We start from the raw sequence: 14,086 nt of genomic DNA on the forward strand, positions 1-14,086 counted from the left end.
TGTTCAGTTCACCGGAGCGGCCGGCGCTGTATCGGGGGCGATTCCGTCGTGAGCTATCAGTGCATTGCTCTTCTCGAGCGCGGGGCCTGATGCAAGTAGGTCGAGCATCTGCCAAGGCGCGCGATCAGGCGTTCGCGTCAATCCGAGCGCGCGAGCGGAGGTTTCGTCCGGTACGCCGTACTTCACACCGGTATCGGCTACGTAGAACACTCCGTCGTGCCTGGTGCTGTTCGTCTCGATTCCGGTCGCTTGAACAAATCCGCCGAATCCCTGTTCGACATGGACGTTGTCGAGATTGTCACCCGATCCGTCCGCCTGCGCCAAGGACACCAACTTGCCACCCTCCGGGATCGGAACCTGCAATCCAGCGACAAGTTTCAGCGTTGCAGAACTACTTTCGCCGCCCTCGACTGCAGGTGCGGGAGCCCATTCCAGACAGCCGACAGGTGCGCCGTGATCATCGACGATCTCCGGAACCACCCGCGGCAACAAGTCGACGGCCAGCTCACTCACCGAGGGAATACGACTGATGGCATCAGGGGTGACGCTCGCGATCCCGGTGGCGCCCTGCGAATCCGAAAAGTAGATCAGTTGGGCGAGCGCCGCACCGATCTTCTGGATCCCGTTCTCGAGTACCACGTAGTACTGCGGGTCCGCACCCACCGAAACCTGGACGACGGAGCCGACAGTCTTGTTCTGCAGAGGAAACCGGGGCGCCGATCCCAGTTGGCGGATTCGCGGAGCCTCGATGCGCGGAACTTCGGGAATCGAATTGAGGAATCCGATACTGATCGGTCGCGCCTGTGCTCCTTCCAGGCCCAAAGCCCGCATTATCGCCGGATCGTCCACATCGATTTCCGCTCGCTTCCCGTCGTACACGAGAAAGTGATCGGAACCCGACTTCACCAGGAATGCACGGTCATTCGTCAGATATGTCGTGTTTTCGCCGACATTGGACGAGCCGACCAGGACCGAAGTCGTCAACGATTTTCTCCCGTCGGATCCGACGGAATCGCACACCGTCCACGCGGCGTTGGTAGGGTCGGCCGATTCCGGCAGCGCGGACGGTGCGCCGGGAATGCCGACGAGCGCGCCCCGGGGTTTCGCCTCGACCTCGGATGCCTTGACTATTGCCGGTTTTCCTGGCGAACCCAGAATCAGTCGTGCGGAGGCCAAGTTCAGCACAGGGCGAAACGTACCCTCCATGGCGACGAACATCGCGCCCGATTCCTTTGCAACGACGATCTCTGCATCGCCGATTCTGTCCTGTGGCCGAAACAGAGCGAGTACAGCGCAACCCGCCAATCCCAGTGCAGCGAGGACTATTCCGACGGTGAACGCGCGCGACTGTGATCGCATCGGATCGTGAAGCATCCGCACGTCTCGTCTGACCAGCGCATGTTCCATCCGCCTGACCAAGAATCGGTACCCGTTGACCTGCCAGCGCGTGGTAGGTGTCGCAGCCATCATTCCCCCCGTGCCTTACATCCCCTTGCGAAGACACAGTACAGTTCCGCTGGGGCGGAAATTTTCGGGTAGTTCGCAGGTCAGGTATCGGGGAGGAACCGTGGACCGATCGCGGTTGAAGCATTGGCCGTCGTCACACAGGATTTCGACGCGCGAGTTCGTGCCGGCACAGATTTTCGGAATCGGTGCGGGCGGAATCGCGATGGCCAGTGGGCTCGATTGGTTCTGGGCGCTGGCAATCGGTTGTGTGGTTGCCGGATCAATGCTGCTTCATGTGGGCGGTTGGTCGGTAATGTCCTGGATTGTCAGGTACTTTCGCTATCTGCACCGCAAGGACGTCGACCGCAGCACGATCGTCAGTTTTCACACTCCCTCCGAGCAGTCCATCGGGCTCCGAGTGGACGGATCTTCGCTCGTCGCTGTCGTCGAGATCGCTCCCCCACGCGACTACCTGACCAGGATCGGCCGACATTCGTTCGACGCTTCCCACCTTCTGCCCACGGCAGCCCTCGCCAATTGTCTCTATCAGCACGACATCTCACTCACCGGCATCGACATCGTCAGTCACGGATACCGCGCCGCGTCGGGAACGCCTGCCACCGAAGTCTACGAACGTCTCATCGGACCACTACCAGCCACCGCCACCAGAAGTGTTTGGCTTGCACTACGTTTCGACGCGCTGGAGGGTGGTGCAGCAGTCGAACGCCGGGGCGGGGGCGAACAGGGCGCCGGCCGCGCGATAGCTGTTGCCGCCAATCGTGTCATCCGGGTGCTCGATTCAGCGGGGTGCAAGGCGCGGATCCTGACCGCACCGGAGATCGCGTCGTCCACTGCCCAGGTGACAAGAGGAGTGGCCGGCCACGAGGTCACCGAAACGTGGCGAAGTACCCCCTTGCCTGGCGTGTCCAACGTCGGATTTGGGATCGAACCCCGTTTCATCACCACTGCGACCCTGACCCGAGTGTGGGCAGTGGCAACGGTCGGGACGTCCGTGACAATTCGGTTACGACCCACCGGACAACGCGGAGAGGCGAAGGTCAGTGCGACATGTCGCTTCACCACGCGCAATCCACCTGAGAACGCACCGCTGGCCGGTTTGGTCTCGCTACGCGGGCGCCAGCGCGACGGATTGCTGACCAACTTGCCAACCGCATTGGCCGCGCTGGACGGCATCACGCCGGGCGTTCGCATGGACGGGGGCACACTCGACTCACTCGCTCTACCCCTTGCCGGGTGCGGCCAACTCATCGGCTCGGACCGAAACGGGCACGGTGTCGCGGCCAGAATTTCGGGGCCGGGCGTCAACACCGTTCTTGTCGCCGGCGAACTCTATCTGGCTCAGCAGTTGATCTTTCGAGCCATCGCGACCGGCGCACTGGTACTCGTCCACACCGATCGACCGCAAGCGTGGACCGCGCTCACCGACTCGATGGGAGTGCCTGACCGACTCCGCGTGTCCGGGCAGGGCGGTGGGCCTGAGGGCGCCTTCAACACTGTCGTGTTCGACGGCGTCGAGGGGTTATCTCCGCGTGCCGGCGTGACCGCAATCTATGTGTACGGACATCCACGCCAATGGCCTCGGGTCGACCCTGAAATCTCGATAGTCCAGCCATTCGCACTCGGTGACAAGATCACGGTCGAAACCGGCCGTACACGCGTCGACCTGACTCTGGTGACCATCGCTTCCGAGACATCGTTCATCGGCCGTCCACGAGCCGGCGACGCTCACCAGATGGCGTGATCGCGTATGTCCAAGATCAGCCGGGATAGGGATCACTTGCACGTTGCATCCGCAATCCGCTTCCCCACCAATCCAATTCACGAATCATCTTCTCGCTTGCATCGATCGCAATCGAATCGACGCCGTACGGCTCGTGTCCGAATTGCTTACGCACCCGGTGGATGGTCACGCTTTGACGCACCGAGACCATGTGCAACTCCGCCACCACTTGCCTCAGTTGCTCGACGGCCCGAACACCACCTGAAATCCCGCCGTAGGACACGAATCCGATCGGCTTGGCACGCCACTCGTGTTTCACCGAATCGAATGCGGTCTTGAGAGCAGCCGGATACCCGTGGTTGTATTCGGAGGTCACGGCGACAACAGCGTCGGCGCGCCCGATTCGCCGGCGGAAAACCTCCGTGGCAGGTGAATCCGAGAAATCCTGGGGCAACGACAGCTCTCTGAGGTCGATCACCGATACGTTCCACGACGGGTTCGCGGTTGCGCGCTCGACAAACCAGTCCGCCACTGCTCGTCCCATTCGCCCCTCGCGGACCGAACCTACGATGACTTCGACGTTCAAAGGTGCCATGAACGTCGATGCTAGCGACTGATCACGCAGTGATCCCGTCCGTGATGAGTGCTGCCAGTTCCCGATAAGCGCTGGCATCGTCCAGACCAGTTGCCCGGTAGACCGCGCGTTGCTGGATCCGAACCATCGTCGCCGCAGCGGCATCGGCGACAAATGATGCGTGTACCTGCCGGAAGGCGCCCGAATCGACTCCCTCGACGATGAGCGATCGCACACGATCAGCAGCGATCGACGTGTTCTTCTCGTAGACCTGGCTCGCCGACACCGATTCGGCCAGGTCTTCCATGAACTGACTGGACGCCGCGGACAGCCGATCACCCACTGCTTCGAGATACACCGCGACTCGACGAGTCGGGGCCGTTTCGGCGGCGACTGCACTCTCCACTGCATCGGTCGCCGCCCGGAAGAAGTGCACTGTCACAGCCCGCACCAGATCCTCTTTGCCGGCCGCCACGGTGTACAAGGTGCTCTTGGAGCAGTGCAGACGAGCTGAGATCTCGTCGAGCGTGAGGTGGGCGAAACCCTCACTCAAGAACAGTTCTACCAATTGATCGAACAACTCTGCCCTGCGCGCAGTCGTCTTGTGAACCAGCCTTGCCATACCTAGAACAGTACTGCAGTATCGTTCTCAGTACTATTACCTAGCTAGGAGCCGACCGTGCCCGTCGAACGCCTGATGCCCAGCCAAGAAGCTCGCGATCTCATCGAACTGACGCGTGATGTCGCGGACAAGGTACTCGCGCCCAAGGTCAACGAATACGAGAAGGCCGAGAAGTATCCAGACGGAGTGTTCCCCGCACTCGGACAGGCGGGTCTGCTGAGCCTTCCGTATCCCGAGGAGTTCGGCGGCGGCGATCAGCCGTACGAGGTGTACCTCCAAGTGCTCGAAGAGATCGCCTCACGCTGGGCAGCGGTTGCAGTGGCGGTGAGCGTGCACAGCCTGTCGTGCTTCCCGCTGTTCACCTTCGGCACCGACGAACAGAAGAAGCGCTGGCTACCGGACATGCTGGGCGGCAACACCATCGGCGCGTACAGCCTTTCCGAAGCGCAGGCCGGATCCGACGCCGCCGCGTTGTCGTGCAAGGCGACGCCCACCGACGGCGGCTACCGCGTCAACGGCTCGAAAGCCTGGATCACCAACGGCGGCAAGGCGGACTTCTACAATCTCTTCGCACGCACCAGTGACGACGGTTCACGCGGCGTCTCCTGCCTCCTGGTGGACAAGGACACCGAAGGCCTCAGCTTCGGAAAACCCGAAGAGAAGATGGGGCTACGCGCGGTCCCCACTGCCTCCGCGAATTACGACGACGCCTTCATTCCTGAGGAGCGATTGATCGGTCAGCGCGGCCAGGGGCTGCCGATCGCCTTCAGCGCTCTCGACTCCGGCCGACTCGGAATCGCCGCCGTTGCCGTCGGAATCGCTCAAGGCGCGCTCGACGACGCGGTCGCTTACGCGAAGGAGCGCAAGGCATTCGGCAAGCGGATCATCGATCACCAGGGACTCGGTTTCGTGCTCGCGGACATGGCTGCCGCAGTCGACTCCGCGCGAGCCACCTACCTCGATGCAGCCCGCCGCCGCGACGCCGGAGTTCCGTATTCACGCAACGCGAGCGTCGCCAAGCTCGTGGCCACCGACGCGGCAATGAAGGTCACCACCGACGCCGTTCAGGTATTCGGCGGGTACGGATACACCCAGGACTTCCCCGTCGAGCGCTACATGCGCGAGGCCAAGATCACGCAGATCTTCGAGGGCACCAACCAGATTCAGCGATTGGTCATCGCGCGCCAACTGGCGGGATAGCCCCCCGGTACGAATGCCCTCCCACACAGAGTGGGAGGGCATTTTGCATGGTGAAGTTCAGTCGCCGCAGCATCCACCCGAAGACGGAATCTCGCGGGTCTCACGGGTAATCGCGTTGCGGGCAGCCAGTTCCGAGTAGTCGGGGTAGTCCACGCGGACCAACGAAAGTCCGTGCGCCGGCGCAACGAGGATGGAACTGGACCGCGAAGTTTCGTCGAGCAAACCTGCCACCCAGTCGGCGGTGCGCCGTCCCTCACCGACGGAGAGGACTGCGCCGACAAGACTGCGAACCATCGACCAGCAGAACGCATCGGCATTCACGTACGCCGTGAACACCGTGCCCTCTTGGGTCCAGTCGAAACGCTGCAGCTCCCGCACCGTCGTGGCGCCTTCTCGACGCTTGCAGAATGCCGCGAAGTTGTGCAGACCCAGCAGCCGATTCGACGCTTCCTGCATCGCTCCGAGATCGAGTGGTTTGGGATACGAGACGGTGTCGCGTGCGCGTAGTGGTTCCACTCCGAACGCCGCGTTGGTCACCCGGTACTCGTAATAGCGTCGCATCGCGGAGAAGCGCGCATCGAAGTCACCCGGAACCACCGATATCTGTTTGACCCGAACGTCCTTGGGCAGAAATCGTGCAAGTCTGCGCACGAGTCGCGACGGATCGTCCGGGAGCAACTCTCCCGGAACGTCGACGTGCGCTACCTGACCGGTGGCGTGGACACCGGCGTCGGTTCGACCGGCAACGGTCAACTGAACCGGGCGTCGAAGCACCGTTCCCAACTTGTCTTCGATCTCACCGCACACGGTGCGCAGATCGGTCTGGCGGGCCCAACCCGAGAAGTCGGTGCCGTCGTAGGAGATGTCGAGCCGCAATCGAGCGAGCCCGCCGTCCCCGATGGGGGCGGCGGGCTCGTTCGATTCAGCGTGTGCCGAAACCAAGGGAGACTAGTCCTTCTTGGCCTCTTCGGCCTCGGGAGCGTCGGCCGCAGTTGCGGTCTCGTTCTCGATGGCCTCGACGACTGCGTCAGCGTTCTCGACCTCAGCGTCGGTCGCGTCGGCCTCTACGGCCTCGACGACGTTCTCTGCGGCGGGAGCTTCCTGCGAGGACTTGACGCGACGAGCGCGGTCAGCCTCGGAGGTGACGGTCTTTTCCTTGACGAGCTCGATGATTGCCATCGGAGCGTTATCACCCTTGCGGGGGATCGTCTTGATGATGCGGGTGTATCCACCGTTACGGTCCGCGTAGAACGGGCCGATCTCGGCGAACAGGGTGTGAACGACATCCTTGTTGCGGATGACCTTCAGCACCTCACGACGGTGAGCCAGCGTGCCGGCCTTCGCGTGCGTGACGAGCTTCTCGGCGTAGGGGCGCAATGCCTTGGCCTTGGACTCGGTGGTGGTGATGCGACCGTGCTCGAAGAGCGCGGTAGCCAGATTGGCGAAAATCGCCTTCTGGTGGGAAGCCGACCCGCCGAAGCGGGCACCCTTCTTGGGCTTGGGCATGATGATCTCCTAGTAAAGGACCTGAGCTGCTACAGCTGTTCGGTCTCGGCGTAGTCCTCGGTACCTTCGGCATCGCCGAAGGAACCGGCATCAGTGTCACTCCACGTTCCGGTGGCGGCGTCGTAGCCGGCAACGGTGGTGGGATCGAAGGATGCGGGGCTGTCCTTGAGGGACAGGCCGAGCGAATGCAGCTTGACCTTGACCTCGTCGATGGACTTCTGTCCGAAGTTGCGGATGTCGAGCAGATCGGACTCGGTACGGCCGACAAGCTCACCGACGGTGTGAACACCTTCGCGCTTGAGGCAGTTGTAGGAGCGGACCGTGAGGTCCAGATCCTCGATGGGGAGTCCGAAGGAAGCGATGTGATCGGCCTCGGCAGGCGAGGGTCCGATCTCGATTCCTTCTGCTTCGACGTTCAGCTCACGGGCCAGGCCGAAGAGCTCAACCAGGGTCTTGCCCGCCGAAGCGAGCGCGTCCCGTGCGGTGATGGAGTTCTTCGTTTCCACGTCGAGAACGAGCCGATCGAAGTCGGTGCGCTGTTCGACGCGAGTGGCCTCCACCTTGTAGGTGACCTTGAGCACCGGCGAGTAGATCGAGTCGACCGGGATACGGCCGATCTCTGCGCCGGACGCCTTGTTCTGAACGGCGGGGACATAGCCACGACCGCGCTCGACTACGAGCTCGATCTCCAGCTTTCCCTTGTCGTTCAGGGTGGCGATGTGCAGATCAGGGTTGTTCACGGTGACGCCTGCCGGGGGCACGATGTCGCCTGCAGTAACAGCGCCGGGGCCCTGCTTGCGGACGTACATGGTGACCGGCTCGTCCTCTTCGGAGTTCACGACGAGGCCCTTGAGGTTCAGGATGATGTCGGTGACATCTTCCTTCACGCCCGGGACGGTGGTGAACTCGTGGAGAACGCCGTCGATACGGATGCTGGTGACAGCAGCGCCGGGGATCGACGAGAGCAGCGTGCGGCGCAGCGAATTGCCGAGCGTGTACCCGAAACCTGGCTCCAGGGGCTCGATGACGAACTTCGAGCGGTTATCAGCGATGACCTCTTCGGTCAGCGTGGGTCGCTGAGAAATGAGCATTGGTATTTCCTCCTGTACGGACGTCCACTATTTGACGCCCACGATGGGAAAGGGCCTGCGGCCCTGTGAGTGGTTGAGGAGTCCGGAGACTCCTCAACCACTCACGGGGTGCGAAGCGCCTTACTTCGAGTAGTACTCGACGATGAGCTGTTCCTGCAGAGCGATGTCGATCTGCGCGCGCTCGGGAAGCTGGTGAACCAGGATCCGCAGACGCGAGCCGACAACCTGCAGCCACCCGGGAACCGGGCGATCGCCGACGGTCTCACGCGCAACCTGGAACGGAAGCGTGGAGAGCGACTTCTCCTTGACATCGATGATGTCGTACTGCGAGACGCGGTAGCTCGGGATGTCGACCTTCTTGTTGTTCACGAGAAGGTGACCGTGCGTGACCAGCTGACGTGCCTGACGGCGCGTGCGAGCGAGGCCTGCGCGGTACACGACGTTGTCGAGACGCGACTCGAGGATGCGAAGCAGGTTCTCGCCGGTCTTGCCGGGGCGGTTGTTCGCCTCCTTGTAGTACAGGCGGAACTGCTTCTCCATGACGCCGTAGGTGAAGCGAGCCTTCTGCTTCTCCTGCAGCTGGAGCAGGTACTCGCTCTCCTTGATACGCGCGCGGCCGTGCTGTCCGGGCGGGTACGGGCGACGCTCGAATGCCTGGTCGCCTCCAACGAGGTCGACGCGCAGACGACGCGACTTGCGGGTGATGGGTCCGGTATAACGTGCCATTTTCTTCTACCTATCCTTCCCGCTATACCCGACGCCGCTTGGGCGGACGGCAGCCGTTGTGCGGCTGGGGGGTTACATCGGAAATGGTGCCGACCTCGAGGCCAGCAGCCTGGAGGGAACGGATTGCGGTCTCGCGACCGGATCCCGGTCCCTTGACGAAGACGTCAACCTTCTTGACACCGTGCTCCTGCGCCTTACGGGCAGCGCTCTCAGCAGCAAGCTGAGCGGCGAAGGGAGTCGACTTACGCGAACCCTTGAAGCCGACGTGTCCCGAAGACGCCCAGGAAATGACATTTCCGGCGGGGTCCGTGATGGACACGATGGTGTTGTTGAAGGTGCTCTTGATGTGAGCGGCGCCGTGCGGGATGTTCTTCTTATCCCTGCGACGCGTCTTCTGGGTCTTCTTCGGACCGGTGCTACGTGACTTCGGGGGCATTACTTCGCCTTCTTCTTGCCGGCAATGGTGCGCTTCGGACCCTTACGGGTACGGGCGTTGGTCTTGGTGCGCTGACCACGCACGGGCAGACCACGACGGTGGCGCAGGCCCTGGTAGCAGCCGATCTCGATCTTGCGACGGATGTCGGCCTGAACCTCGCGGCGAAGGTCACCCTCGACCTTGAGCGACTCCTCGATGTACTCGCGGAGCTTTGCCAGGTCCTCGTCCGAGAGGTCCTTGCTCCGGAGATCCGGGCTGACGCCGGTGGCGTCAAGGATTTCCTTGGAGCGGGTACGGCCGATGCCGTAGATGTATGTCAGTGCGATCTCCATGCGCTTTTCGCGAGGAAGATCAACACCAGAGAGACGTGCCATGGTGGCATTTCCTTATCGGTGTGCGGAGGTCTGCTCCCAGCCCTTCCCCTGTGCCTCTTGCCGAGTACCGACGCCCGAAGGCGCAGATGATCTCATCAACTAACTCAGTGGGGCCCCGGCCTCCGTGCCGGGGGTGAACCATTGTCCGACCTTGGCGATCGGTGAACGATCGCGTGGGGTCTCGTCAACAATGGCTGGTACTGGGAGGTCTTCTTTGCTTGTTGCCAAGCAGATCTTCGAAAAGCTAGATCTAGCCCTGACGCTGCTTGTGACGCAGGTTCTCGCAGATCACCATGACTCGACCGTTACGGCGAATCACTTTGCACTTCTCGCAGATCTTCTTGACGCTCGGCTGAACCTTCACGTCTTCTGATCTCCTGTTTTGTCGCAGCCCGCCGCGATGAACCGCGGCAGACATACTTCTCCCTGACCCAGGTCAGGTCCGGGAAGTTCGTTACTTGTAGCGGTAAACGATGCGTCCGCGCGACAAATCGTAGGGCGAGAGCTCTACGACAACGCGATCTTCCGGGAGGATGCGAATGTAGTGCTGACGCATCTTTCCGCTGATGTGGGCGAGGACCTTGTGGCCATTCTCGAGCTCAATGCGGAACATCGCATTGGGCAGCGGCTCGACTACTCGTCCTTCGACCTCGATGGCCCCGTCTTTCTTAGCCATATCCTCCGCGATCCGTTTGGTTTGGCATGCTTCGTGCATCGGCTTCCGTTACATTGGCACGCAATGGAAAGATCGTCGGCAGTTCGAAAGCCCGATCCCGGAGTGATCCGAGCGTAGGCACACGAACTATCGACGCGCATAGCGCACCGCCTAGCCATGTTACGCGATGTAAACGACCAGGCCAAATGCGCCTCCGGTCAGGGTGACGACACAGACCGCTCCCCCACCGAAAAAGTCCCAGCCTCGAAATGAGGCTGGGACTTCTCGAACATGAATCATGCTCGCTGCCAACACTTGTCAGCGACTGTGTCGACTACTCCGGCCGGAGTGTCAGAATCCGCGGACCGTCTTCGGTCACTGCGACAGTGTGTTCCCAGTGCGCCGCACGGGACCCGTCGGTCGTCACAACGGTCCAGTCGTCGTCGAGAATCACCGTGTCGGTGGTGCCGAGCGTGAGCATCGGCTCAATCGCCAGGCAAGATCCGACAACCAGTTCAGGACCCTTACCCGGGGCACCTTCATTGGCGAGGAACGGATCCATGTGCATTTCCCGGCCGATTCCGTGTCCGCCGTATCCGTCGACGATGCCGTAGGAACGACCGTGCAACTTCTCGGCGGCATGAGTACCGACCTCGATCGCGTGCGAAACATCCGTCAGACGGTTGCCGGCGATCATTGCCGCGATCCCGGCTTCCATGGAAAGCCGAGTGGCTTCGCTGAGCTCCTGATCGGCGACGCTGATCTCACCGACACCGAACGTCCAAGCGGAGTCACCGTGCCATCCGTCGAGGATCGCGCCACAGTCGATGGAAACCAGGTCGCCTTCAGCCAGGATGTCCTGAGCTGAAGGGATTCCGTGAACGACGCGATCGTTGACCGAAGAGCAGATCGAGCCGGTGAAGCCGTGGTACCCGAGGAACGAGGGCACGGCGCCGGCGTCACGAATGACGGATTCAGCGACCGCGTTCAATTCCAAAGTGCTGACACCGGGCTTCGCCGCAGCGCGAACCGCCACCAGCGCCGAACCCACGATCGCGCCGGCAGCAGCCATCGCGTCGAGTTCGCCCGCGGAGCGGAACGGAACAACCTTGCGTTTGCGCCCGAAGACCATTACTTACCCAACGCTGCCAGTGCGCGAGCGTTGACCTCTTCGACCTCGCCGATCGCGTCGACGGAGACGATGCTGTCCTTGTAGTAATCGAACAGCGGTGACGTCTCGTCGCGGTAGACCCGGAGTCGGTTGCGAATGACGTCCTCGGTGTCGTCTGCACGACCGCGGGCGAGCATACGCTCGACCACGATGTCCTCGTCGACGACGAAGGAGAGGACACCGTCGAGCTTGGTGTCGAGATCCTTCAAGATTCCCTCGAGTGCCTGAGCCTGTTCGACCGAGCGCGGAAATCCGTCGAGAAGGAAACCGTTTGCTGCGTCCGGTTCTGCGACGCGAGCCTTCACCATGTCGTTGGTGATCGAGCTCGGTACGAGTTCGCCGGCGTCGATGTACTTCTTTGCTTCCACACCGAGAGCGGTGGCCTGACCGATGTTCGCGCGGAAGAGATCACCCGTGGAGATATGGGGAACGCCGAACTTCTCGGACAAGATAGCGGCCTGGGTGCCCTTGCCGGCACCGGGAGGACCAAGGAGGACAAGTCTCACTTGAGGAACCCTTCATAGTTACGCTGCATTAGCTGACTCTCGATCTGCTTCACGGTGTCCAGGCCGACGCTGACCATGATCAGCACCGCGGTGCCACCGAACGGCAGGTTCTGCGCGCCGCCGCCATTCCCGATGTCGAGGAACAGGTTGGGCAGAACAGCAATGGTGCCGAGGTAAATCGCACCCGGAAGGGTGATGCGACTCAGCACGTAGTTGAGGTAGTCCGCGGTCGGCTGACCGGGTCGGATACCGGGGATGAAGCCGCCGAACTTCTTCATCTCGTCGGCGCGCTCTTCGGGATTGAAGGTGATGGCGACGTAGAAGTACGTGAAGAAGACGATCAGGCCGAAGTAGATCGCGATGTACACCGGGTTGGCCGGATTCACCAGGTAGGTGTTGATGAGGCGCTGCCACCAACTGGGGTCGACCGCTGTACTGGCCGAAGTCAGCTGTGCAATCAAGTTCGGGAGGTACAGCAGTGAAGACGCGAAGATCACCGGGATGACGCCGGCCTGGTTCACCTTCAGAGGCAGGTAAGTCGAGGATCCGCCGTACATCTTGCGTCCGACCATCCGCTTCGCGTACTGCACCGGGATACGACGCTGACCCTGCTCGACGAAGACGACACCGGCGATGATCAGCAGCGCTGCGAGGCAGACGAAGGCGAAGACCAGCGGACCACGGCTGTCGAGGATTGCCTTGCCCTCGCTCGGGATACGCGATGCGATACCGGCGAAGATGAGGAGGGACATACCGTTGCCGACGCCACGTTCGGTGATGACCTCGCCGAACCACATGACCATGGCAGCACCGGCAGTCATGACCAGCACGATGATGACAAGTCCGAAGATCGACTTGTCGGCGATGATGTCGTCACAGCCCTGGAGCAACTGTCCGCGTGCCGCAAGAGCGACGATGCCGGTCGACTGCAGGATTGCCAGAGCAATGGACAGGTAACGCGTGTACTGCGTCATCTTGGCCTGGCCGGACTGGCCTTCTTTCCGAAGTTCCTCGAACTTCGGAATCACCACGGTCAGGAGCTGCACGATGATGCTCGCCGTGATGTACGGCATGATGCCGATCGCAAAGATCGACATCTGCAGTAGAGCGCCGCCGGAGAACAGGTTGATCAGCGAGTAGATACCTGCTGAGTCACCGGAGTTGGCGATATCGATGCACTGACGCACACGGCCGTAGTCGACACCTGGGGACGGGATGAGAGCGCCGACCCGATACAGAGCCACCAAGCCGAGGGTGAAGAGGATCTTCCGCCTCAGGTCTGGGGTCCTGAGGGCCGAGACGAAGGCGGAAAGCAAAGATCCTCCTGGCACGACGGTAGGGAGACAGATCGTTTTGACCTGTCGAACTTTTGAACTCTAACAGTGAGCATTTGGGAACTAGGCGGGCAGACCACGAAAACCGGGTAAGCCGAAGATACATTTGCCACTCGGTGACCAGAATACTGGCCCGTCCGAGCATGCACGACCAATCTGTGACACGACCTCGTACCTGTGACACGACCTCGTAGACGCCGATGGCCGCACCGCAGCAAACGCTGCGCTGCGGCCATCGGACTAGCTACGCGTGATCACTCACAGCTCGGTGGCGGAACCACCGGCAGCAGCAATCTTTTCCTTGGCGGAACCGGTGAACTTGTCGACGGTCACCTGAACGGCAACTGTCAGTTCGCCGTCGCCCAGAACCTTGACGAGCTGGTTCTTGCGGACTGCGCCCTTGGCGACGAGATCCTCGACCGTGATTGCTCCACCTTCGGGGAACAGACGGGCGATGTCGCCGACATTGACGACCTGGTACTCGACGCGGAACGGGTTCGTGAAGCCCTTGAGCTTGGGCAGACGCATGTGAAGCGGCATCTGTCCACCCTCGAAGCCCACGCGCACGGTGTTACGTGCCTTGGTGCCCTTGGTACCGCGACCTGCGGTCTTACCACGCTTGCCGCCCTCACCGCGTCCAACACGAATCTTGTTGGACTTGGATCCCGGAGCGGGGCGCAGGTGGTGCAGTTTGATGGTCATGG

At 61.6% G+C, this 14,086-nt stretch carries 17 protein-coding genes; 2 read left to right on the forward strand and 15 right to left on the reverse strand.

Annotated elements, in window-relative coordinates; all coding sequences use genetic code 11:
• Positions 1-3: 3 nt before the first annotated feature.
• Positions 4-1,470, reverse strand: a complete 1,467-nt coding sequence (eccB, locus tag M1L53_RS16950) for a type VII secretion protein EccB (protein WP_081377635.1) — start codon at positions 1,468-1,470, stop codon at positions 4-6.
• 97 nt (positions 1,471-1,567) lie between these two features.
• Between eccB and eccE the strand changes: the two genes are divergently transcribed.
• Entirely contained in the window at positions 1,568-3,208 is a 1,641-nt protein-coding gene (gene eccE / locus M1L53_RS16955) for a type VII secretion protein EccE (RefSeq protein ID WP_054188119.1), read from the forward strand.
• Between the two features lie 16 nt (positions 3,209-3,224).
• On the opposite strand, the gene M1L53_RS16960 is transcribed toward eccE, so the two are convergent.
• Together M1L53_RS16960 and M1L53_RS16965 are read right to left on the reverse strand one after the other, a co-directional pair.
• On the reverse strand, positions 3,225-3,782 hold the full coding sequence (locus tag M1L53_RS16960; RefSeq protein WP_003940967.1) for an NADPH-dependent FMN reductase: 558 nt from the start codon (positions 3,780-3,782) through the stop codon (positions 3,225-3,227).
• A 22-nt stretch (positions 3,783-3,804) separates the two neighbouring features.
• Entirely contained in the window at positions 3,805-4,383 is a 579-nt protein-coding gene (locus tag M1L53_RS16965) for a TetR/AcrR family transcriptional regulator (RefSeq protein ID WP_003940885.1), read from the reverse strand.
• 57 nt (positions 4,384-4,440) lie between these two features.
• On the opposite strand from M1L53_RS16965, the gene M1L53_RS16970 reads away from it, so the two are divergent.
• Positions 4,441-5,583, forward strand: coding sequence for an acyl-CoA dehydrogenase family protein (locus M1L53_RS16970; protein WP_019747558.1), 1,143 nt, complete (start codon positions 4,441-4,443; stop codon positions 5,581-5,583).
• Positions 5,584-5,640: 57 nt separating this feature from the next.
• Here M1L53_RS16970 and truA read toward each other — a convergent pair whose 3' ends face one another.
• The 12 genes from truA to rplO all read right to left on the reverse strand — a co-directional run bounded on the left by truA (position 5,641) and on the right by rplO (position 14,084).
• The gene (gene truA, locus M1L53_RS16975) at positions 5,641-6,525 is read right to left on the reverse strand and encodes a tRNA pseudouridine(38-40) synthase TruA (RefSeq protein ID WP_054188118.1); all 885 of its coding nucleotides are present in this window, start codon (positions 6,523-6,525) and stop codon (positions 5,641-5,643) included.
• Between the two features lie 6 nt (positions 6,526-6,531).
• Positions 6,532-7,089: a 50S ribosomal protein L17 gene (gene rplQ, locus M1L53_RS16980; RefSeq protein WP_054188117.1), complete on the reverse strand. Its 558-nt coding sequence runs from the start codon at positions 7,087-7,089 to the stop codon at positions 6,532-6,534.
• Positions 7,090-7,118: 29 nt separating this feature from the next.
• Positions 7,119-8,180, reverse strand: coding sequence for a DNA-directed RNA polymerase subunit alpha (locus M1L53_RS16985; RefSeq protein WP_003941016.1), 1,062 nt, complete (start codon positions 8,178-8,180; stop codon positions 7,119-7,121).
• A 120-nt stretch (positions 8,181-8,300) separates the two neighbouring features.
• Positions 8,301-8,906: a 30S ribosomal protein S4 gene (gene rpsD, locus M1L53_RS16990; RefSeq protein WP_003940769.1), complete on the reverse strand. Its 606-nt coding sequence runs from the start codon at positions 8,904-8,906 to the stop codon at positions 8,301-8,303.
• Positions 8,907-8,928: 22 nt separating this feature from the next.
• Complete coding sequence (gene rpsK / locus M1L53_RS16995; RefSeq protein ID WP_003940683.1) at positions 8,929-9,342, reverse strand: 30S ribosomal protein S11; 414 nt, start codon at positions 9,340-9,342, stop codon at positions 8,929-8,931.
• The gene (rpsM, locus tag M1L53_RS17000; RefSeq protein WP_003940834.1) at positions 9,342-9,716 is read right to left on the reverse strand and encodes a 30S ribosomal protein S13; all 375 of its coding nucleotides are present in this window, start codon (positions 9,714-9,716) and stop codon (positions 9,342-9,344) included. The genes rpsK and rpsM overlap by 1 nt, the downstream gene beginning before the upstream one ends.
• 250 nt (positions 9,717-9,966) lie before the next feature.
• A complete protein-coding gene (gene rpmJ, locus M1L53_RS17005; protein ID WP_003938068.1) occupies positions 9,967-10,080 on the reverse strand; it encodes a 50S ribosomal protein L36 in 114 nt (37 codons plus the stop codon).
• A 90-nt stretch (positions 10,081-10,170) separates the two neighbouring features.
• On the reverse strand, positions 10,171-10,392 hold the full coding sequence (gene infA, locus M1L53_RS17010) for a translation initiation factor IF-1 (RefSeq protein ID WP_003418601.1): 222 nt from the start codon (positions 10,390-10,392) through the stop codon (positions 10,171-10,173).
• A 313-nt stretch (positions 10,393-10,705) separates the two neighbouring features.
• Positions 10,706-11,503: a type I methionyl aminopeptidase gene (gene map / locus M1L53_RS17015; protein WP_003940806.1), complete on the reverse strand. Its 798-nt coding sequence runs from the start codon at positions 11,501-11,503 to the stop codon at positions 10,706-10,708.
• The gene (locus tag M1L53_RS17020; RefSeq protein WP_003940868.1) at positions 11,503-12,048 is read right to left on the reverse strand and encodes an adenylate kinase; all 546 of its coding nucleotides are present in this window, start codon (positions 12,046-12,048) and stop codon (positions 11,503-11,505) included. Before M1L53_RS17020 ends, map begins: the two co-directional genes overlap by 1 nt.
• Positions 12,045-13,364 (reverse strand): preprotein translocase subunit SecY, encoded by a 1,320-nt coding sequence (gene secY / locus M1L53_RS17025; RefSeq protein WP_003940773.1) that lies wholly within the window; start codon positions 13,362-13,364, stop codon positions 12,045-12,047. Before secY ends, M1L53_RS17020 begins: the two co-directional genes overlap by 4 nt.
• 276 nt (positions 13,365-13,640) lie before the next feature.
• On the reverse strand, positions 13,641-14,084 hold the full coding sequence (rplO, locus tag M1L53_RS17030; protein WP_003940829.1) for a 50S ribosomal protein L15: 444 nt from the start codon (positions 14,082-14,084) through the stop codon (positions 13,641-13,643).
• Positions 14,085-14,086 lie beyond the last annotated feature (2 nt).

Origin of the sequence: Rhodococcus sp. T9N, from assembly GCF_024436645.1 — a bacterium.
Classification (GTDB): domain Bacteria; phylum Actinomycetota; class Actinomycetes; order Mycobacteriales; family Mycobacteriaceae; genus Rhodococcus_F; species Rhodococcus_F qingshengii.